Source organism: Pseudanabaena sp. FACHB-2040, from assembly GCF_014696715.1.
GTDB lineage: Bacteria > Cyanobacteriota > Cyanobacteriia > Phormidesmidales > Phormidesmidaceae > JACVSF01.
In genome coordinates, this window is sequence record NZ_JACJQO010000006.1 from 153,751 (window position 1) to 174,384 (window position 20,634).

15 protein-coding genes are annotated in these 20,634 nt (G+C 53.9%); 6 read left to right on the forward strand and 9 right to left on the reverse strand.

Annotated features, from left to right (window positions below; all coding sequences use genetic code 11):
• Window positions 1-15: 15 nt before the first annotated feature.
• Together clpB and gloA are read right to left on the reverse strand one after the other, a co-directional pair.
• The gene (gene clpB / locus H6G13_RS10105; protein WP_190483081.1) at window positions 16-2,697 is read right to left on the reverse strand and encodes an ATP-dependent chaperone ClpB; all 2,682 of its coding nucleotides are present in this window, start codon (window positions 2,695-2,697) and stop codon (window positions 16-18) included.
• 189 nt (window positions 2,698-2,886) lie between these two features.
• On the reverse strand, window positions 2,887-3,324 hold the full coding sequence (gloA, locus tag H6G13_RS10110; RefSeq protein ID WP_190483082.1) for a lactoylglutathione lyase: 438 nt from the start codon (window positions 3,322-3,324) through the stop codon (window positions 2,887-2,889).
• Window positions 3,325-3,455: 131 nt separating this feature from the next.
• Here gloA and ltaE point away from each other — a divergent pair, with 131 nt between their 5' ends.
• Both ltaE and H6G13_RS10120 read left to right on the forward strand, forming a co-directional pair.
• A complete protein-coding gene (gene ltaE / locus H6G13_RS10115; RefSeq protein ID WP_190483083.1) occupies window positions 3,456-4,496 on the forward strand; it encodes a low-specificity L-threonine aldolase in 1,041 nt (346 codons plus the stop codon).
• A gap of 138 nt (window positions 4,497-4,634) precedes the next feature.
• Window positions 4,635-5,633, forward strand: coding sequence for a cysteine synthase A (locus H6G13_RS10120; protein ID WP_190483084.1), 999 nt, complete (start codon window positions 4,635-4,637; stop codon window positions 5,631-5,633).
• Window positions 5,634-5,768: 135 nt separating this feature from the next.
• Here the strand turns inward: H6G13_RS10120 and H6G13_RS10125 are convergent, their stop codons facing one another.
• From H6G13_RS10125 to H6G13_RS10150, 6 genes are all read right to left on the reverse strand, one after another.
• The gene (locus tag H6G13_RS10125; protein WP_190483085.1) at window positions 5,769-6,191 is read right to left on the reverse strand and encodes a RidA family protein; all 423 of its coding nucleotides are present in this window, start codon (window positions 6,189-6,191) and stop codon (window positions 5,769-5,771) included.
• A gap of 374 nt (window positions 6,192-6,565) precedes the next feature.
• A complete protein-coding gene (locus tag H6G13_RS10130) occupies window positions 6,566-8,020 on the reverse strand; it encodes a polysaccharide biosynthesis/export family protein (RefSeq protein WP_190483086.1) in 1,455 nt (484 codons plus the stop codon).
• 66 nt (window positions 8,021-8,086) lie between these two features.
• Complete coding sequence (locus H6G13_RS10135) at window positions 8,087-10,318, reverse strand: polysaccharide biosynthesis tyrosine autokinase (RefSeq protein WP_190483087.1); 2,232 nt, start codon at window positions 10,316-10,318, stop codon at window positions 8,087-8,089.
• Between the two features lie 206 nt (window positions 10,319-10,524).
• Complete coding sequence (hpsU, locus tag H6G13_RS10140) at window positions 10,525-11,157, reverse strand: hormogonium polysaccharide biosynthesis acetyltransferase HpsU (protein WP_190483088.1); 633 nt, start codon at window positions 11,155-11,157, stop codon at window positions 10,525-10,527.
• Entirely contained in the window at window positions 11,150-12,166 is a 1,017-nt protein-coding gene (locus H6G13_RS10145) for a glycosyltransferase family 2 protein (protein WP_190483089.1), read from the reverse strand. Before H6G13_RS10145 ends, hpsU begins: the two co-directional genes overlap by 8 nt.
• 38 nt (window positions 12,167-12,204) lie before the next feature.
• Complete coding sequence (locus tag H6G13_RS10150; protein WP_190483090.1) at window positions 12,205-13,161, reverse strand: glycosyltransferase family 2 protein; 957 nt, start codon at window positions 13,159-13,161, stop codon at window positions 12,205-12,207.
• Between the two features lie 373 nt (window positions 13,162-13,534).
• Here H6G13_RS10150 and deoC point away from each other — a divergent pair, with 373 nt between their 5' ends.
• From deoC to H6G13_RS10170, 4 genes are all read left to right on the forward strand, one after another.
• On the forward strand, window positions 13,535-14,215 hold the full coding sequence (gene deoC, locus H6G13_RS10155; RefSeq protein WP_190483091.1) for a deoxyribose-phosphate aldolase: 681 nt from the start codon (window positions 13,535-13,537) through the stop codon (window positions 14,213-14,215).
• A gap of 137 nt (window positions 14,216-14,352) precedes the next feature.
• The gene (recO, locus tag H6G13_RS10160) at window positions 14,353-15,336 is read left to right on the forward strand and encodes a DNA repair protein RecO (protein WP_242028250.1); all 984 of its coding nucleotides are present in this window, start codon (window positions 14,353-14,355) and stop codon (window positions 15,334-15,336) included.
• Window positions 15,337-15,372: 36 nt separating this feature from the next.
• Complete coding sequence (locus tag H6G13_RS10165) at window positions 15,373-16,860, forward strand: MFS transporter (RefSeq protein WP_190483092.1); 1,488 nt, start codon at window positions 15,373-15,375, stop codon at window positions 16,858-16,860.
• 78 nt (window positions 16,861-16,938) lie between these two features.
• A complete protein-coding gene (locus tag H6G13_RS10170) occupies window positions 16,939-18,096 on the forward strand; it encodes a glycosyltransferase family 4 protein (protein WP_190483093.1) in 1,158 nt (385 codons plus the stop codon).
• Between the two features lie 65 nt (window positions 18,097-18,161).
• Here the strand turns inward: H6G13_RS10170 and pheT are convergent, their stop codons facing one another.
• A complete protein-coding gene (gene pheT / locus H6G13_RS10175; protein ID WP_190483094.1) occupies window positions 18,162-20,603 on the reverse strand; it encodes a phenylalanine--tRNA ligase subunit beta in 2,442 nt (813 codons plus the stop codon).
• Window positions 20,604-20,634: the final 31 nt, after the last annotated feature.

The following is a 20,634-nucleotide window of genomic DNA, read 5'->3' on the forward strand; positions in this document are numbered from 1 at the left end:
CCATCCCATGACGAACTAACTTACAGCAGACTCTACCTTTTCGCTTGCTTCTGCAGGCTCTGGTAGGCTCTCGGATTCTTTAACCTTAAATACCAGTTCTCCCTCGCCTAGCTCGACCTGGAGAATAGAGTCTTCAGGCAAAACGTTCTCCAAGATCTTGGTAGCGATGGGGTTTTCTAGCTCCCGCTGAATGGCCCGCTTGAGTGGACGAGCCCCATAAACCGGATCGTAGCCACGCTCGGCAATCAGATCGAGGGCAGCCGCCGCAATCTGCAGGCCGATCTTCTGCTCTGCCAACCGCTTCTGTACTCGCCGCACCTGAAGCGCCACAATATTCCGCAGCTCTTTCTTGCTGAGGGGGTGGAACAAAATCAGATCATCAACCCGGTTGAGAAATTCGGGGCGGAAATGCTTACGCAGGGCCACAAGCACGCGCGATCTCATCTCGTCATACCGCGAATCATCGCCCGCCACATCCAGAATGTGTTCACTCCCGATATTGCTGGTCATGATCACCACCGTGTTGCGGAAGTCTACTAGGTGCCCTTGGGAGTCGGTAATGCGGCCATCGTCAAGCACCTGCAGCAAAATATTGAACACATCGGGATGCGCTTTCTCGACTTCATCGAGCAGCACTACGGAGTAAGGATGGCGGCGCACAGATTCAGACAGCTGGCCCCCTTCCTCGTACCCTACATAGCCCGGAGGAGCCCCGACCAACCGAGAAACGGCGTGCTTCTCCATGTACTCTGACATGTCGATCCGGATCAAGGAGTCTTCTGTATCAAAGAGAAAGGCAGCCAGCGCCCGCGCCAGCTCAGTCTTGCCAACTCCGGTTGGCCCCATGAACAAAAACGAACCTAAAGGCCGCCCCTGATCGTTCATCCCGGCCCGCGCTCGCCGAATTGCCGCCGCGACTGCTTCCACTGCTTCCTGCTGACCGATCACCCGGTTGTGCAAATGGCCTTCTAGCTGCAGCAGCTTTTGCCGCTCTGACTCCATCAGCCGGTTTACTGGAATGCCGGTCCACTTAGCCACAATCTCAGCAATGTCAGCCTCTGTCACCTGCTCTCGCAGTAGGGTTGCCCCCCCAGCATGCATCTCAATCAGCCGAGCTTCCTTGGTTTCCCGTTCACGCTGCAGTGCTTCTAGCTTGCCGTACTTGAGCTTAGCTGCCTTATTGAGATCATAGGCCCGCTCGGCCTGATCTATCTGCAGGCGCAGCTGGTCTTCCTCCTCTTTCAAGGCGTTGATTGCATCAATCACCTCTTTTTCACCCTGCCACTGATCGTTCAGTTCCTGCTGCTTAGCGGCTAAGTCCAAGATTTCTTGGCGAATGCGGGTTAACCGCTCCTGGGAAGTGCGGTAGGCAGGGCCAGAGCCATCTTCGGCCTCTAGAGAGAGCTTTTCCATCTCTAGCTGCATCATCCGTCGGTCGATGATTTCCAATTCCTCAGGTTTGGAGGTGATCTCCATCTTCAGCTTGGCGGCAGCTTCGTCTACCAGATCAATTGCCTTGTCTGGCAAGAAGCGATCGCTAATGTAGCGATCTGACAGCACTGCTGCCGCTACCAAGGCAGAGTCGGCTATTTTCACCCCGTGATGGACCTCGTAGCGCTCTTTCAGTCCCCGCAGAATGGAGATAGTGTCTTCGGCGCTGGGCTGACCTACGTAAACTTGCTGAAACCGACGCTCTAGAGCCGCATCTTTTTCAATGTGCTTGCGGTATTCGTCTAGCGTGGTTGCGCCAATGCAGCGCAGTTCTCCCCGCGCCAGCATCGGCTTGAGCAGGTTGCCTGCATCCATTGTGCCCTGTCCTGCACCGGCTCCGACTACGGTGTGCAGTTCGTCGATAAAGAGCACAATTTGCCCTTCTGACTCGGTGACTTCTCGCAGCACCGAGCGCAGCCGGTCTTCAAACTCACCCCGGTACTTAGCCCCGGCAATCAGAGCGCCAATATCTAGAGAGATTAGCTGGCGGCCTTTGAGCGACTCGGGTACGTCGCCATTGATGATGCGTTGGGCTAGGGCTTCTGCGATCGCAGTTTTTCCCACCCCCGGTTCGCCAATCAGCACCGGATTATTTTTGGTACGGCGCGAGAGCACCTGAATCACTCGGCGAATCTCTTCATCTCGGCCAATCACCGGATCGAGCTTGCCGTCTCGTGCCTGTTCCGTCAGGTCGCGCCCGAACTTCTCTAGCGCCTCGTACTGCGTCTCCGGGTTCTGGTCTGTTACCTTCTGCGTGCCTCGAACCGACTTGATCGCCGCCATCAATTCTGGCGTCTCGACGTTAAAGCCCCGCAGCAGCCGTCGGCCGATGCGCTCGTCTTCCTGAAAGCCCAACAGCAGGTGTTCAACCGAAATAAACTTGTCCTGCAGGGTTTGCCGCGCCGCCTCAGCCTTGTCCAGCATCCGATCCAGACTCTGGCCCAGGTAGAGATTATTGTCAGCCGCCGCCCGCACCCGCGCCTGGCGCTGGGCAAAGGTGTCTAGCTCTTCTACCAGCAGATCTGGATCTAGCTTTGCCCTCTTCAGAATGTTGTGAGCTAGTCCCTCTTCCTCTTGATCTAGCAGCGCAATGATAACGTGCTCTACCTCCATGTACTGATGCTTGTACTGGCGGGTGACATCTTGAGCTTCAGCAATGGCAGACCAGGCTTTATCAGTAAACTTGTTGGGATCCGTCGGCTGCATGATTTAGGTGACGTACGCGTGCAAAAGGCGCTGTGTAGTTTTATAAACAGAGAATGTTTCAGTATATCAGGGGAGTTGAGAGGGGGCAGACAGCAACCAGAGGAAGGATTTTAAGTTCCCAGCTTCGAGTTCTTGCGTCTGAATTTAGAACTCAAAACTCGACCAAAACCCTTCTCCCGCTCCAATGTTTTACCCCGCAACAGTCTGCGGTTCCTCGGTCTTTTGAGGCTGGGCCGAGCTCTGAGTGCCCAACTGAATCAGCTCCACTTTATACCCATCGGGGTCTTCGACAAAGGCGATCACGGTGCTCCCGTGCTTCATGGGGCCAGGCTCGCGGGTGACCTTACCGCCCTGCGCCTTGATCTGCTCACAGGTGCCGTAGATGTCGTCAACGCCTAGAGCGATATGGCCGTAAGCGTTGCCCAGTTCATACTGATCGACGCCCCAGTTGTAGGTGAGTTCAATTACGGCATGGTCAGACTCATCGCCATAGCCTACAAAGGCAAGGGTAAATTGGCCGCCGGGATACTCTTTCTGGCGGAGCAATTTCATGCCCAGCACATCACAATAGAACTTTAGAGACTCTTCCAGGTTGCCCACTCGGAGCATGGTGTGGAGTAAACGCATAGATTCATCGCCTCTTGCTTCGCCTTCCTTCTATTGTGACGGAAAACCTGAGTTCCGAGGGTTGGTAGCGCACCAAACCCCTTGATCCTGCCAATTTGCGATCATTCTTTAAGTAAAGAACAAGCTGCCCTATGGACACCCTCGACTTTCGCTCCGATACGGTTACTTGGCCCACGCCTGCCATGAGAGAAGCGATGGCGACAGCTGCTGTGGGAGACGATGTGTATGGTGAAGACCCAACTGTTAATGAGCTAGAGGCGTTTGCTGCCGATCTCCTAGGCAAGGAAGCGGGGCTGTTTGTCAGTAGTGGCACTCAGGGCAACTTGATTGCCGCTCTGACCCACGCTCAGCGCGGTGATGAGGCAATTTTAGGAGAAGATGCCCACATCTTCTGTTGGGAGGCGGGCGGCCTAGCAGTGCTGGGCGGCATCACACCCCGTCCTTTGCCCACAGATTCCCAAGGCCGTATGAATTTGGATCAGATTCGATCGGCTGTTCGTGGCGACGACCCTCACTGGCCTCGCAGCCGCCTGATCCTGACCGAGAACAGTTCTGGGGGCAATCATGGAGCTGCTATTGAGCCAGCGTATTTTGCTGCAATTCAGGAAATTGCGGCAGAGTATGGGTTGCGATCGCACCTCGATGGAGCCCGTCTGTTCAACGCCACCACCGCCCTCCAGATCAACCCTAAAGCCATTGCTCAACACGTAGATTCTGTCAGCCTTTGCCTCAGTAAGGGCCTCTGCGCTCCAGCGGGGTCTGTCCTAGTCGGCAGCCGAGATTTTATCCATCAGGCCCGCCGCACCCGCAAACTTCTGGGGGGCGGTATGCGGCAGGCAGGCATCTTAGCGGCGGCTGGGCTGATTGCCCTTAAAGAAATGACCCAGCGGCTATCGTCAGATCACGCCAATGCCCAACGGTTGGCCCAGGGACTGGCTCAGATTCCGGGCATCCTCATCAACCCGGAGCAGGTGCAGACCAACATGGTCTTTTTCTCACTGGCCGATACTGCGCCCGTCTTACCTGAAGATCTGGTGACTAAACTCTTCGACACCTACAACATCCGCTTAGGCAGTTACGGCGGGCAAAAGTTCCGAGCCGTTACCCACTACTGGATTCAGCCAGACCATGTGGATACCCTACTGTCTGCCCTCAGACAGATTTTGAGCTAACTCTTTACTTCTAGAAGCCTTGCCTACCAGCCTTACCCGCCAGATTCGTAGGGCCCAAGCAAATAACTGCGCTGCTTGAGCCTCCTCATTTCACCTTAGGATGATAACTGTGTGATTGCAGTCAACCCAAAGCTCGCAATGGATATCAAAAACGGTTTCGTCGCCGCCATCGGTAATACTCCCCTGATTCGCCTTAACAGCTTCAGCGAGGAAACAGGCTGCGAAATCCTCGGCAAAGCAGAATTTCTCAATCCTGGTGGCTCCGTTAAAGACCGGGCAGCACTCTACATCATCAAGGATGCAGAAGAGCGAGGGCTGCTCAAACCAGGCGGCACTGTAGTTGAGGGTACTGCGGGCAATACCGGCATTGGGCTAGCTCACATCTGCAACGCCAAAGGCTACCGCTGCCTAATCATTATTCCCGAAACTCAGTCTCAAGAAAAAATCGACCTGCTGCGCACCCTAGGAGCAGAAGTCAGAACCGTACCTGCCGTCCCTTACAAAGACCCTAATAACTACGTTAGGCTCTCCGGTCGGCTGGCTGCAGAAATGGAGAACGCCATCTGGGCTAACCAGTTCGACAACCTATCCAACCGCCGCGCCCACTACGAAACCACCGCACCCGAGATCTGGGCTCAAACAGAGGGTAAGGTTGATGCTTGGGTCACCGCAACCGGCACAGGCGGCACCTACGCTGGGGCTGCAATGTTCTTCAAAGAGCAAAACCCCAACATCAAGTGCGTTTTGGCTGACCCGATGGGCAGCGGCCTGTATAGCTATGTCAAAACGGGCGAAATTTCCACCGAGGGCAACTCAGTAACCGAAGGCATTGGCAACAGCCGCGTCACCGCTAACATGGAAAACGCTCCGGCTGACGATGCCATTCGCATTGACGACCCCGAAGCGTTGAGAGTACTTTACCAACTGCTCTATAAAGACGGCCTATTTATGGGCGGCTCGGTAGGAATTAACGTCGCAGCTGCGGTCAAATTGGCCAAAGAAATGGGGCCAGGGCACACCATCGTCACTATTTTGTGCGATGGCGGCACTCGCTACCAGTCCCGCCTCTACAGTAAACAGTGGCTAGAAGAGCGCGGCCTCTGGTCAGATACCCTAGCTCCGGCTCAAGCTGAATAACCTGTCCTCAGAACGAGTCAGCTATCTTGCCAAGTCAATAAAGGCCTGTGGGGCAAAGCTCAACGCTCAGGCTCAGGATTTGAGGTGCGATCGCATCAAGCGCACCTCATGAGCATGTTCACTGCACCGCTTAAATTACTCAACGCTCTGCTTTGGGCTATCAGAAGTATTATCTTTTATCGCTACTCCTGTTACTTTGATTTTGCCACCAAACGGCAGAGCTGAAGCTTGGTAAATAGTACGTGCTGGTCGTTTCCCCTCCGCAAAGAGCTCTGCAAACAACACATTTACCCCGTCAACATCTGCGAGATTAATGAAAGCAATATCAACAAATACAACATCATCTTTTGAGAAACCAGCAGCTTTAACCACCGCAAGGAAGTTGGTGAAGGCACGATCTGCCTCTTCATAGGCAGTTCCAGCTATGTACTTCCCAGAAATATCAACCGATAGTTGGCCACTAATATGACATGTGTTGCCGACAACAACTGCATGGCTGATGGGTGAAGACCACTGCGGCAGTCCCTCACCTTGCGTGATAAACCTGCGTGAACTCACGGCAAAACTTTCTCCTAAATGGTGTTTCTGCTGATTGAGTAAACCTCCGGCAGTAGGTTATACCGAAGCTCAATAGCCCTAGGCATCCCCCACCTTACAAAACCTTTACGGGCAAATGCTGTTGAGGCCGCTGCAGGGACTTTTGTAGAGCGGTTTAGATGGCCTGCTAATCCTTAAGAAGCAGACGGTTGCGATCGCATTTAATCTGTTTCAACCCTTACCCGCAAATAAACATGACCCCATTGTGCTGCGACGCCTGACACCTGGCACACTCAACGCAAAAGCAGGGCGGTTACCACCCTGCTTCATAAGCGCAATCTCCAGGAGGCTAGCTAAACAGTGCATCATAGCGTGATACACCAAGCTGTCCACCGCTAATCGTTGTCAAAGAAAAGGTCGTTGAGCGTGTTGATGATGCCAAAGGGAGCCAGGAGTGGGCTAAAGATACGGCCAACGGCATCCAAAGCGCCGAGATAGCCTCGCTTAGGCACAACCACAACATCGCCATCTTGAATCTGATAATCATCAATCAGATTACTGAGGTCAATGGCCTGCCTTTCAATCTGGCCATCTTCAGTGAGTCGAACCAGAGTAACATTCCGCAGTTGAGCCGTATCCATTAGCGGCCCACCGGCAGCAGCAACCGCACTGGAAACAGAGCTATTCGGCTGCACCGTCACCTCTCCAGGCCGAGTAACTTCTCCGACGACCCGAACCCGAACATTGGTCGGAGCAAAGCTAGAACTGGCAATCAGGCGCGGGTCTAGATTCTCTCCGCTTCGAGCTACCGGTACATATACCGAATCTCCGTCTGCCAGAACCACAATGCCCGGATCCTGACCATTCGTCAGCACATCCCACAGGTTAATTGTGAACTCCCGCGTTACCCCGTTTGGCAAGCGGCGTTGAACAACAATACTGCGGATGTCCGCCGTACGCTTAATCCCACCAGCTGCCGTTAACGCCGAACTTAGAGTGGGGGTGTTGGTTGCATTAGTAATGTTGGCAGACGGATTGACGATGGTATTAACCTGCGTCAAGCTGCTGAGCTGAACCGGCCCCGGACGATATACTTCGCCTGCGATATTGACAACAACCGGCCTCAGAACGGTTAAGTTAGCATCTACAACCGGGTCGGTGAGGAAAACTCTCAGCCGGCTCTGAACATCCTGAGCCAAGTCATCGATGCTTCTACCGGCAGCAGGCACAGAGCCAATCAGAGGCACGGTGATGGTGCCATCTGGTAGGACAACTCGGGCTCCTGTAAATTCCTCATATCCTAGAACCAGGAGCAGGATCTGATCGCCAGGCCCCAACACATAATTCGTCAGCAGATCCTGCGGAAGATTAGAAAACCCTGGATCATTAAAATCCATTGTCTCCGACTGAGGATTCATAAAATCCGCCGGAGGCGGAGAAAAAGGCAGCGTTTGGGCAGACGCAGGAGCCTGGGGCGTAGCGGTTTGAGGTTCTGGGGTTAACGCAATCTCATCAACCTCAGCAGCCTCTACTAATGTTGCTGGCTCTGGCGTTGCTAGCTCAGCAGCAGGTGCATCGGCTGTAGGGTCTGGTGCGACGGTCAAAGACTGGTCTGTAGGGACCACCGCATCAGCACTAGTCGTACCTAGATCAACATCAGCATCAGCACTGAGATCGGCTGCAGCAACCGGCTCAAACTGAGCAGGGGCAACTGTATCTAGCTGAGCGGACGAGGACAAAGGTAGTTCTGGCTCTGCCTGGGCTTGGGCAGGTACCTGAGCTGCCCACAAACTACACAGAACAGCGGAACCAGAGAGTAAAGGCAGCAGGTACTGACGGGATGAGGCCATGTTCATATGTTCTCGTGAGGCGAGTCGAGGTGTAGACAGCAGAGAATTGAGAAAAGGTGGACTAGACTAGAGGCTGACTGGTGCGCCTTTGCGCGCTATTGCCTTATCGCTATACCCGTAAGGGCGAGACTTCGCCAGAGAAACGTAGTCATCATGCTCGTTTCGAACATCAACCCCGTTCGCAATAAAGCCCAAGATATTGGCCCCCGAACGAGACAGTAGGGACTTAGAAGCCGCTACGCTAGCAGAATCAACCTGTCTGGGTCGGACAACCATCAAAATACCGTCGGCAGATTTCCCTAAAACCGCTGCGTCAGCGGCTCCTACTAGAGGAGGTGTATCGAAGATGACGTAGTCAAACTGCTGAGCCAAGCTGCCAATCAGCGACGCCATCCGCTCAGAATCTAGCAGGGCTAACGGGTTGGGTGGAATCACACCCGCTGGCAACAAGGTTAAATTTTGGGCTACCGGGATTAAGGCTCGGTTGAGGTCACCCTCACCCACCAGGACATGGCTCAGACCAATTGTGTTTAGCACGTTCCAAAGATGATGCTGGGAAGGCGCTCGCATATCAGCATCTACCAGAAGCACCTGCTTGCCTGCCTGGGCCATCGTGGCAGCTAAGTTAGCACAAACCTCAGACTTGCCTTCCTGCTCAACTGAGCTGGTAATTGCAATCGAGCGCAAGGGCTTGTCAGAGCTAATAAATTTCAGGTTTGCCTGCAGCATCTGATACGCCCCACAAATGAAGGGCTGGTTGCCTCGCATTGCCACAATCCGAGGAGAAAACTGGTCACCATCGAAGCCAGACTGGTCATCTGTTGGGGTTGAGAACCGAGGAATTAACCCCAGAAGGGTATATCCCAGTAGAGCCTCAGCATCCTTGACGGTCTTAACAGATCTATCAACCAGGTCTAGTAAGAAGGCAGTCGCCACCGCAGCCAGTCCTCCAGCAACTAGCCCTCCGGCAAGATACAGGGACAGGCCCTGGCCACTAGGATCAGTCGGGAGCAGTGCTGTTTCAATAATCTGAGCACTACCGACAGTTTGGCTTTCGGCTAACTGAGCTTCCTGCAGGCTATTTAGCAGAGCTTCGAAGGAAGTTCGAGCCACAGCCAGTCTCTGCTCTAGCTCTAGCTGCTGCTTTTCTAGAGAGGGAAACGTCTGGGAGCGTTGGATGTAGGCGTTACGAGCCTGGGCCAAAGCCTGGATTTGGCTGACAGCACTCAGACGATCAATTTCGGCTTTAGCTAGCTGGCCCGTCAGGTCGCGAGACAAGTCGCTCATCTGGAGCGCATCAGGGACAAAGCTCACCTCGGTATTCAGCACTTGTGCAACCCGATTGCGGAGCAGAGCCTGCAGCGCTGCTTCTTGCCTTTCAAATGCCTGAACTGTGTGGTGGTTGCTGGTGTAGCGGGTTCTCTGGTTAGCGAGATCTGTCTGAACCGTCTGCAGATCAGTGAGTGCCTGCTGGATACCCGGTGCTTGGCTTAGGGTTTCTAGCTGGAGCGCCTGTTCTACCGTCATTCCTAGCTGCTGACGTAGATTGGCTGCTCGGGTGTCGGCATCGGCCAGAGCGGCTTGGGTAGTGTTGATTTGTGAGTTAAGGTTGTTAATTGCTTCGACGGTAGCATTTGTCTCTACCTCAAGTGCTACAACCTGGTTTTGAGCCTTGAACTGCCGTAGGGCCTCTGCTGCTTCCTCAACTTCGCCTTCGGCTTTTGGCAGCTGCCTTTGTACGAACTCCCTAGCGGCAGTCGCTTCCGAACGGTTCATAGATACATTGAACCGAACATACGAGTTCATCACCTGGTTGACGATATTGGCCGCTTCTCGCGGGTCTTCTCCCTGATAGGCAATTGAAATGGTGTCTGAGGTGTCGGCGGGCGTCACGGACAGGTTTTGCCTGAGGGTTTCGGGATTGAGGAGCTGATTGTTGCTATCCCGCAGGTTGAGCTCACGAACCGTCTCTTCCATTACAGGCAAAGACTTAATAATGTCAGCCTGAGTTGCCAGAACGTTCCCAGGAGAAAAGGGGCTAATGCTCTGAGGTTGGCCTAGCGCAGTACCAAAGCCAGTCAAGTTTGTAGAGCGGTCTGGCTGGATTAGGAGTTTGCCTCCGGCTTCATAAATAGGTTTCTGCTGGGCCCCGTAATACGCTGCTGCTACAACAGTTGCTAGCAGAACCGTCATTGCAGGCAACCAGCGGCGCTTGAGAACTAACCAGTATCTTTGAAGATCGATATCTTCACTGGAGTCTCTGTAATCGATTGTATTAATGATGCTTTTATCTTCCATGGCTAGGTGCGAATGATTTGTTTCAAGCGCCAACGCACATCCTAAGTGGAGGGAGATGTTCCTGCCAAAACTAGCCAATAGGGGGCTGGAGGATGTGCAATTTCAACTTTAGCTTACCGATGTAGGCTTCCCACTTGGCTCTCCCGTTACTTCACAAGGATTTCAAGTTGGTAAATCTGCAGCTAAATCCTGAGCGACAGGCGAACTTATGTGGGGAATAGGTTGTCTAATGTTGGGTTTTGATAACTTCTAGCCTGTTTGGGCTGGCAGGGGTTGCCAAAACAAATGTAGCCTGATGGTAAAGATTTGAAAACGCTGCTGCGAGCGCCCACAATGGTGTTGGCCCCGATGCTGACGCCTGGGCCGACAAAGCAGTCTGTCGCCAGCCAGGCTCCATTGCCAATAACAACCGGGGATGTTTCTAGGCGAAAGGTCGGATCTTGAATATCGTGGCTACCTGTGCATAGGTAGCTTTTTTGAGAGATGACACAATTGCACCCCACCGTAATCCTGTCAAGACTATAGAACACAACATCATCTCCAATCCAGCTATAGTCTCCGATGCTGACCTTCCAGGGATAGGTGAAGCGAGCGGTAGGTCGAATAACGACAGCCTGCCCAATTTGAGCTCCAAACAGACGGAGCAGGAAGCGGCGAGGACTATGGGCAGCGTGTAGGGTCAGGGGAAAGACAATGGCCTGCACCAGCCACCAAAGCAGAATGACCCACTTAGGCCGTCCTGGATCATACCAGGACTGGTCATAGCGCCTTAAGTCAATCCAGGAGGGCTCCTCAAGCACACCCAGATTTAAACTTTGGACAGGATAGTTTTTATCCATGTTTCTGGGGTTGAGGGGCGGTCTGAGGAGATTTGAGCTCTAGCTGGGGGGAAGGCTGTGCTGGCTGGTCTTTGAAATTAAGATGCCCTTTGAAGTGCCGCAGTTCGTAGAGTTTGACGCCGATTTGGTATTCGTACTGGCTCAACAGGCGGCCATAGATATAGCCAGCTCGTCCATCTAGAAAACCCAGTTGAAGAATATAGAAAAGAATGAACCTTAGCCAGGGCTTGAAGGGAAGACGGACCCAGATTTTTTTAAGAAACCGCTTGCGCTGTACAGCATTGCCCCAGAGGCTGGCCCCAATGGTACCTTCATCGCCCATGCCGGTGAGTAGGTTGTAGTAGACGCGGGCTTCCCAGTTGGAGTAGCGATTGTGTCGCTCTAGCCAGTGGAACAGATCCCGAAAGTCTTCATGAATCATGTCGTTTTTGAGATAGCCCACAGCCCCCGGCACGATTACGTGCTCGTGAACCTCGTTGTCTCCAGTATTGGGGATATCGCCGGTCTGGAGGTCTTCGTAGCGTCCCTGGCGGTGGCGAAAGAGCCTTAGGTTCCAGTCGGGGTATTTGCCGCCGTGGCGAATCCAGGTGCCCAGGAAAAAGACGCGTCGGTTTAAGTAGTAGCCGTCAAAGTCTGGGTTTTGAATGACTTGGGAAATTTCCTGCCAGAGTTCAGGGGGAATGCGCTCATCGCAATCGACAATCAGCACCCACTCATTGCGGAAAGGTAGGTTGTCGAGTGCCCAGTTTTTCTTTTTGGGCCAGTGCCCATTGAAATGAAACTGGACAACCTGGGCACCGGCCGCTTCTGCGATCGCAATGCTGCGATCGCAACTCTGAGAGTCAACCACAAAAATTTCGTCTGCGGGTAGCAGGCTAGCCAAGCAGTCAGGCAGGTTTTTCTCTTCATTTTTGGCCGGAATCAAGACTGAAACCGGAACCGAAGCCGGATCAGGGCCCAAGTTGAGGGCCAAATCGGGAACCGAAACAGAGCTAGATGGAGTAAGCATGCGTTTGCCGGGTAGTGCAGACGGTAGAACAGAAACAGTCACGAAACCGATGACTCACTAGGAGCAGCAGCACCTGGGGAAGAGGTGCTCAGCAGCCTGAGAGAGCTGAGTACGTAGCCCAGCTGGCCGTAAGCATAAACCAGGTTGTCAAAACACTGTGCCAGATCTCGCCAGTACCGAGCAGCCTTGTAAAGCCCTCGCAGCAGGCAAACTGATCGGCTACGAACCTTGCCGAGAGTCAAAGCCCCGTCCAAGCTTTCCCGATAGGCCTCGCTGATACCCTGCCACCAGCTGCGGCGAAGAAACCATCTGGGGTTTAACCGCTCGGGCGCAACCTGGTGAGCAACTAGGGCCTCCGGCAGATAAAGCACCTTAAAACCACGCTTTAGAGCCTGCTGCGTCATGTGAAGTTCTTCGTTAGAGAGCAGGTTCTTACCGACTCGGCCCAACTGTGGGTCAAAGCCACCGATTTGCTGTAGAAAGGCCTGGCGAATGGCATAGTTAAGGCCGCGTGGAGTCAAGCCGGGCTGAGTAATTAGCTGAGGTAGTTCGCCTAGATCATAGGCCCCTAGATTGCCCGCCAGAGCGGGAGAAAGCCATCGAGGTGGCAGCGTATTGGGCGGCCAGAGGAGGGTGACTTTGCCGCCTGCAATCGCAACCTCAGCATCCGCCGCAAAAGCCTGATTCAAAGCAGACAGCCAGCCTACACTGGCCTCAGCATCGTCATCTAAATAAGCCAAAAGTCTCCCCTGAGCTGCGACAGCTCCCCGGTTACGAGCCACCGATAGGCCCAGCACTGGTTCATACAAATAGCGCAGTCGAGCATGGCCAAGCCGCTGCTCGACCACCTGACGTGTAGCATCCGTTGAAGCATTGTCGATAACCAAGATTTCAAAAGGCTCAAAGTCTTGAGCCAGCAGGCTATCAATAGCAGCACCCAGATAAGCAGCTCGATTGTGGGTGCAAATGATCACAGATATCAAGGGTTCAGGCATGGCATCCTCTCACTGCAAACCCCAAACAGAACATAACACCGTCGCAGTATTAGGCACTGTCCCTAGCTTGCCCGACTCTGGCTAAGACGGCTACGGGTTTTGTCGTAATTTTCTACCTTTAACCACGGACGCATTGTTTTTTAGGAACGAATCTAAGACAAAAACATGGGGAAGACGTGGAGAAGGAAAGATGCAGGGACACGGCGAGCAAAGCTAACGCTATAGAGTTCCCCCATTTCTCTCACCTTCTCCGTCTCTCCAACTACTCCTCCCCCTGCCTCCACGTGCCGCAACTCACCGCTAACAAAGCACTACTATAAGAACCAGAGCCTTGTCGCCGCCTACCTAAGGACTGCCCTTCAGTGCATAGCCCATGAGAAACACTCTTATCGATGCCGAAACCATCGATCTTGCCTCGTATATCGACCATGCACTACTGCTACCAACGACTACAGCTGAGCAAGTAGCTCACGGCTGTGGCGAAGCCGACCGTTATAACTTTGCTGCTGTCTGTGTTTATCCAGTCCATGTCAGGCAAGCGGCTGAACTGCTGCGCAACCGTCCTGTCAAAGTGTGTAGCGTCATCGGGTTTCCCACGGGAGCCACGACTTCAGCCACCAAACTGTATGAAGCTCAAGAAGCCGTCGAAAACGGGGCTTCTGAATTGGATGTTGTGATTAATCTGGGGTGGCTAAAAGCCGGACAGACTGATGCGGTTCACCAAGAGCTGGCGATAATTTGTGAGGAAACCAATCTCCCTGTAAAGGCCATTTTAGAGACGGCTCTGCTGACACCGCCAGAGCTAGAGCTAGCCTGTGAAATTTGTATGGATGCAGGGGTTACCTTTCTCAAAACCAGCACTGGTTGGCAGGGTGGGGCCACCATCGAGGTGGTACAGCAGATGAGAGAGTTAACCAAAGGTAGAGTCGGCATCAAAGCCTCCGGGGGAATCCAAACCGTAGATCAGGCGGTGAGTCTCATTCAAGCGGGGGCAACTCGATTAGGCACCTCTCGTGGTCCCAATCTCATCCATCAGCAACAGGCCAAGGCTTAGGGTCATTGTTACAATAGGTTTATATGAAGATGTAGGTGTTCCTACCGCAACCGCAATCCCTGGGCGATTTGCTGCGACGTTTGTGATGGCTCGTCAGTTTTGATGTTGAGTCGTGACAAGGTGACCAGGTAGCGCCCTTGCCGCGATTTAAGTTGGGGGAACCGCAGCCATTTGCCGGGGTAAACCGTCTTTCCATGAGCCGCACCTATCGAGCTACTGCCATCAACCTTAAGGCGATGCCCATAGGGGAAACTGATCGGCTCTTGACACTGCTAACACCAGAGTTGGGCGTGTTGAGGGTGACTGCTCCAGGTGCCCGCAAACACCTATCCCAGCTAGGCGGACGCAGCGGTCTATTTGTCATTAATGACGTCTTGATCGCTAAGGGCAAACGCCTAGACAAGCTGGTTCAGGCAGAAACTTTACGCTCGTTTCCAGGGTTGAGTCAGCATTTAGGCAAGCTCACAGCCAGTCAATACCTGGCTGAACTGGTTTTACTCCAGGCCCTTGATGAGCAGCCCCAGCCTGATTTGTACTACCTGTTCGTGGAGCACCTAGAGCGGATAGAAGCCAGTTCACAGTCAGGTATTTTGGCCTGCCTGACCCATGGTATCTACCATCTCCTGGCTCTAGAAGGGGTAGCTCCCGATTTCCAAACCTGCTGCGTAACCCGTCGGCCCGTTGTTCCAGACCTGAGCAATCCAGATTGGCGGATTGGCTTTAGTGTTGCAGCTGGGGGAATCTTTCAGCTTTCTGAGTTGGGTCGCTTGGCCAGCGGCAGAGCTGCTGGAGTTTATACCCAATCCTCAGTAGTGGATAGCGCTTCTAAGCACTCAGTACGAAGTCACCGAGTCCAAGAGGTCGAGTCGGCAGCATCCTCCCAAAAGGCAATTGCGGTAACTCAGCTAACGGCTTTGGAGCTAGCGCTGCTGCAGCAGCTCAGTCGGGCCGATTTAGTGACAACGGCTCAGGGATTAGCCTCCCCGGTCGGCAGCGGGGTGAGACAACCCCACGAATTGTGGATGCGGATTGAACGGCTTCTGAGACAATATGCCCAGTACCAGTTTGATCAGCCAATCCGTTCAGCTGCCTTAATTGACACCTGTTTTTCCAGCAAATAGTCCAGCGAATAGTCCAGCCCCTGACGAGATAAACCCATGTGGCGTGAGTATGAGTCCGATTCTCCAAGTAACTGGGATAAGGATGGTTCAACCAGCCAACCGCCGTTTAATGCTTCAGAACTGACTCCGCCTAAGCTGGCGGGAAAACCAGCGAGCACTTTGGCTAAACCTGACATAGCAGAGCCAGTCTCCTCTAGCTCAGACGCAAAGGAAGACGAGCAGGGTTTTTGGCCTGTTCTGAGAAACCGCAATTTTCTGACTCTCTGGAGTGGCCAAGTCTTTTCCCAGATGGCGGACAAAGTCTATCTGGTGCTGATGATCGCCATCATTGCCAGCCAGTTCGATTCGCCGGGGCAAACCATCAGCGGCTGGGTCACGGGCGTGATGATTGCATTTACCATTCCAGCGGTACTGTTTGGTTCTGTGGCCGGAGTCTTTGTGGATCGCTGGCCTAAAAAGCCAGTACTGGTCATGACCAATCTGCTGCGGGGAGGGCTGGTTGTACTGCTGCCAGTGCTGCTGTGGCTGGCAAACGGCTGGTCTGGGTTTAGCGGTCTCCCAATGGGATTTATTCTGCTGCTGGTTGTGACGTTTTTAATATCGACGTTAACCCAGTTTTTTGCCCCGGCAGAGCAGGCAGTGATTCCACTCATTGTAGAAAAACGCCATCTGCTGATAGCTAACTCGCTTTACACCACAACCATGATGGGTTCGGTGATTATAGGGTTTGCGGTGGGGGAGCCGCTGCTTGCGATCGCAGATACCCTCCTATCACCCCTAGATGGAGGTTCTGGGTTAGGTAAAGATCTTCTGGTGGGGCTCAGCTACGGCATTGCCGGAGGCATTTTGCTGCTGCTGCGGCCACAGGAAGAGAGAAGCTACTCACCCGAAACCACTCCCCATGTTTGGCAAGACATCCGTGAGGGGTTTGCCTATTTGGGTAAACAGGCCCAGGTGCGTAGCGCCATCATTCAGCTGGTGCTGCTCTTTTCAGTGTTTGCGGCATTGGCAGTGCTAGCCGTTCGCCTGGCGGAAGTAATGCCCGCCTTGAAACCTTCGCAGTTTGGTTTCCTGCTGGCTGCTGGCGGTATCGGTATGGCCATTGGAGCCGCCTTTGTAGGCTACTTCGGTCAGCGGTTTGCCCGCAGACACCTAAGCTTCTACGGCTCCTTAGGCATCGCGGCCAGCCTGGCAGGATTGGCTTGGACCACTGAAAAACTCTGGTTTTCCCTCGTTCTGATTCTGCTGCTGGGACTTTTTGCTGCCTTAGTCGGCATTCCCATGCAAACTACAATTCAGGAAAAAACGCCGGAGGAGATGCGGGGCAAAGTATTTGGGCTGCAGAACAATCTGGCCAACATTGCCCTAAGCCTGCCGCTAGCCTTGGCTGGAGTCGCTGAAACGTTGATTGGGCTACCTAAGGTTTTCTTGAGCCTGGGCCTGATAGTGGCTGCGGGGGGGGTGTTGACCTGGTATATTGCCGATACGGGATCAGACTCAGCCGAGATTTCTTCTGAAAATTGAAATCTTTTGGCTTTGCTCACCCCGTTCCTCAATGCCTGGGTCTCTCCCTTCCGTTCTGGTTCAGTGAGCCTTTTTTGAATGCATATCGCGTGGCTTGGCAAAAAATCCCCCTTTTGTGGCAACGTCACCTACGGTAGAGAAATCACCAACGCCCTGCTAGAGAGGGGCCATCAGGTGACTTTTCTTCACTTTGCCCAGCCTCCCGAACCGGAAGCTAACTCTCAGCCTCCTGACTGTGCAGAGGTTTCGCTGCCCTTTTTGTTCAAATCCCAGATCCTCACTATTCCTTCTTTCAAATCTGGAAAGCTGCTGGTGCAGGCGCTGAAAAAGCTGCAGCCTGACCTTGTCCATGCTTCTTTAACCTTGTCCCCGCTTGACTTCCGGCTGCCAGAAATCTGTGCTGATCTGGGAATTCCGCTGGTGGCGACGTTTCACCCCCCTTTTGATCGCAAGGTCCGCAGCCTCACCTCAGGCACGCAACACCTGACCTACCAGCTTTATGCCTCCTGCCTGGCGAATTATGACCGAGTCATTGTCTTTTCACATCTGCAGCGAGATCTGCTGATTAAGCTAGGAGTTGCCCCAAACACCGTAGTGGTCATTCCCAATGGGGTAGATACGGCAAAATATTCTCCGGGACCGTCTTCCATCAAAGCTGAACTCGGAGCCCAAAAACTCTTTGTTTATCAGGGACGGCTTTCTCCGGAGAAGAACGTTGAGGCCCTGCTCCGGGGCTGGCGGCAGGCCCGCATGGGAGCGCACAGCCGATTGGCCATTGTTGGTAATGGGCCGCTAGCAGCCTCGCTGAAAATGTTTTACGGCGAAGACGATGGCATTATTTGGCTGGGCTTTATTGCCAATGAGCAGCGGCGCATTGAGATTCTCAGAGGTGCCGATGTTTTCATTTTGCCTTCCCTAGTAGAGGGACTGTCTCTGTCGCTGTTAGAGGCAATGGCCTGTGGAGCAGCCTGTATTGCAACTGATGCAGGAGCCGACGGCGAGGTATTGTCCAATGGCGCTGGCATCATTTTAGATACCCAGAAAGTCTCGACCCAGCTGCAAACGATTCTGCCTATCTTCCGCGATCATCCAGAAATGACCCAGCTACTAGGTCGTAAAGCTCGGCAGAGAGTGCTCGAACGCTATACGCTGAGGTCAAATCTTGCCTCTTTAGAGATTTTATATAAGCAGATGGTGGCTGAGAATACTCAGATTCTTCTCAGTCGAGGCGCTTAGCAGGCTTAAAACCTAGCTACCCGTAGAGACGCAGTCCCATCTCTACGGGTAGAATTGCGGCCTAGTTAGCTTCGTAGAGTGACTTTGAACTGTTTCTCTAAGGCTTGTCGGACTTTTTGGTGAATTGGCTCAATATCCTCATCGGTGAGGGTTTTATCTTGAGCCCGGTAAACTAGCCGAAAAGCTAAGCTACGTTGGCCTTCTGGGACATGTTCGCCGCGATACTCGTCAAACAGGGTCACCGACTCCAGCAATTTGCCGCCCGTGCGGGTCATTACTTTCTCCAAGTCTCCAACGGAAACAGAGAGGGGGGCGAAGAAGGCAATGTCTCGATCAGAGGCGGGGAAGGGGGAATAGGCTGAGAACTTAATGGTACCTTTGCGATCGCTCCCCAAACACAGGAGCAGCACGTCCCAGTTGAGTTGAAACATGTAAACCTCTGAGGGCAGTTCCCGCGCCTGCTGCACCTGCGGATGCAGCTGACCGAAAGTGCCCAAACGGGTCTTACCCCGTACCCAGAGCGAGGCCGTTCGTCCAGGGTGCAGACGAGAGTCTTCGTTGTCGGGGCGATAGTCTACGGCCAGCCCCAGGCGTTGAAATATTGCATCGAGCACGCCTTTAGCCTCGTACCAAGTCAGGGGTTGCTCGCGACCGCCGTTAACCCACAGCCCCTGACGAGGATCGCCGCCTAAAATACCGCCCACAGCTTCGGCTTCGTGCAGCCCGGCTTCATCTCGCCAGAAGATGCGACCTTTCTCAAACCCGTTGAGCGGTCCGTTGCCCTGGTTCAGGTTCAGCTCAAAGGCTTCGAGCATCCCGTCTAAAAGGTCGGTCCGCAGCGCCGAGTATTCGGGGAACAGCGGGTTGGCCAGCACCACCTGCCGATCAGACTTAGGCTTGGTCAGCGAGTAGTGAATCAGCTCGGTCAAACCGGCTCCTCGGAAGCTCTCCCGCAGCCGGCGAGCCAGCTCGGCTTCAGGCGTTAAAGCCCCGCCGCTGGTTTCCGCTGGCAGCGTATCAGCAAAATTGTTATAGCCGTAGAGTCGGGCGATCTCTTCCATTAAATCGATCTCCCGCTCTAGATCGCGGTAGCGGTAGGGCGGCACCTGTACCCGCCAGATCCGATCATGCTCCGTTGGCTCTACCTGGCAGCCTAAAGAAGTCAAAATAGTGCGAACTCGCTCCGCCGGAATCTCGGCAGCAGCCTCGCCTAAATCTGTGACTGGCCCCAGCACCTGGGCGACTCGGTCCAGCCGCAGCTCAATGATACGGCTAGGAGTAATTTTGCCGCTAGCAGTGCGGTCAAAGGCTTGGGCGACCAGGATGCCCCCGGCCAGCTCTTGCAGCAGCTGTAGGGCGCGATCGCAAGCCAGATTTAGCTCCGCCGGGTTGACCCCACGCTCGTAGCGGGCCGAGGCTTCCGTCCGCAATCCCTGGCTGCGAGCCGAGCGACGAATAGCGGCAGCATCAAAATAGGCCGCCTCCAGCATGACCTTTTGGGTGCCGTCAAAAACCTCCGTGTCTTCTCCTCCCATCACCCCAGCTAGGGCCACTGGCCGGTCGTTCGCTGTGATCAGCAGCGTCTCTTGCTTCAGTTCCCGCTGCTGGCTATCTAGCGTCCGTAAAGACTCACCGGGCTGAGCATAGCGCACTCCAATCGTCAGCGTATCACCACCCGCCACCTGCTGCAGCCGCTCTAGATCAAAAGCATGGAGCGGCTGCCCCCACTCCAGCAGCACATAGTTGGTAATATCCACGACGCCGTTAATAGGCCGGGTTCCAGCAGCCTGCAGCCGCTGCTGCAGCCACAGGGGAGAGGGAGCTACCCGGATATTCTCAATCACGGTACCAAAATAGATCGGGCAGGCTGTCTCGTCGGTTAGCTTCACCTGTAGCTCAACCGTTTGATCTGGAATTACAGGCGGCTGATGCCCTGGCAGCGTTAACTTTGCCCCAGTAATAGCCGCCACTTCTCGGGCAATGCCAACCATGCTTAAGGCATCCGCCCGGTTCGCTGTCGAGGTTAGATCTAAAATCACATCGTCTAAACCTAAGAGCGGTCGAGCGTCTTGCCCCGCCTGCATCTCCCCCTGAAAGATGTGAATGCCCTGAGAATCTTTTTCGAGGCCCAACTCTGCTAGAGAGCAAATCATGCCTGCCGAGGGCACTCCCCGTAGCTGGCGAGCCTTAATCGTCAGATCAACCTTAGGCAGGTAAGTTCCCACCGTTGCTACCGGCACATGAATGCCTGCCCGCACGTTAGAAGCACCGCATACAATCGTTGTAGGAGCCTCTGTGCCGATATCCACCTGACAGACACTCAGTTTGTCCGCATCAGGATGGGGAGCGCAAGCCTCCACCTGCCCCACGACGACGCCCTCTGCCCAGGCCCGCCTATCTTCAATATCTTCCACCTCAAACCCCGCCATAGTCAGCGTCTCAGCTAGGGTTTCGGGGGTTAGCTGAATGTCAACCAGTTCCTTGAGCCAATTGAGGGAGATTCGCATCGGATATACCGTAACGCTGCCCGCTGAGCAG

Coding starts and splice junctions, on each gene's coding strand:
- H6G13_RS10170 (WP_190483093.1), top strand. CDS start 16,939: ATGCATATCGCGTGGCTTGGCAAAAAATCCCCCTTTTGTGGCAACGTC.
- H6G13_RS10150 (WP_190483090.1), bottom strand. CDS start 13,161: ATGCCTGAACCCTTGATATCTGTGATCATTTGCACCCACAATCGAGCT.
- clpB (WP_190483081.1), bottom strand. CDS start 2,697: ATGCAGCCGACGGATCCCAACAAGTTTACTGATAAAGCCTGGTCTGCC.
- H6G13_RS10130 (WP_190483086.1), bottom strand. CDS start 8,020: ATGGCCTCATCCCGTCAGTACCTGCTGCCTTTACTCTCTGGTTCCGCT.
- H6G13_RS10120 (WP_190483084.1), top strand. CDS start 4,635: ATGGATATCAAAAACGGTTTCGTCGCCGCCATCGGTAATACTCCCCTG.
- pheT (WP_190483094.1), bottom strand. CDS start 20,603: ATGCGAATCTCCCTCAATTGGCTCAAGGAACTGGTTGACATTCAGCTA.
- H6G13_RS10165 (WP_190483092.1), top strand. CDS start 15,373: ATGTGGCGTGAGTATGAGTCCGATTCTCCAAGTAACTGGGATAAGGAT.
- ltaE (WP_190483083.1), top strand. CDS start 3,456: ATGGACACCCTCGACTTTCGCTCCGATACGGTTACTTGGCCCACGCCT.
- deoC (WP_190483091.1), top strand. CDS start 13,535: ATGAGAAACACTCTTATCGATGCCGAAACCATCGATCTTGCCTCGTAT.
- gloA (WP_190483082.1), bottom strand. CDS start 3,324: ATGCGTTTACTCCACACCATGCTCCGAGTGGGCAACCTGGAAGAGTCT.
- hpsU (WP_190483088.1), bottom strand. CDS start 11,157: ATGGATAAAAACTATCCTGTCCAAAGTTTAAATCTGGGTGTGCTTGAG.
- H6G13_RS10145 (WP_190483089.1), bottom strand. CDS start 12,166: ATGCTTACTCCATCTAGCTCTGTTTCGGTTCCCGATTTGGCCCTCAAC.
- H6G13_RS10135 (WP_190483087.1), bottom strand. CDS start 10,318: ATGGAAGATAAAAGCATCATTAATACAATCGATTACAGAGACTCCAGT.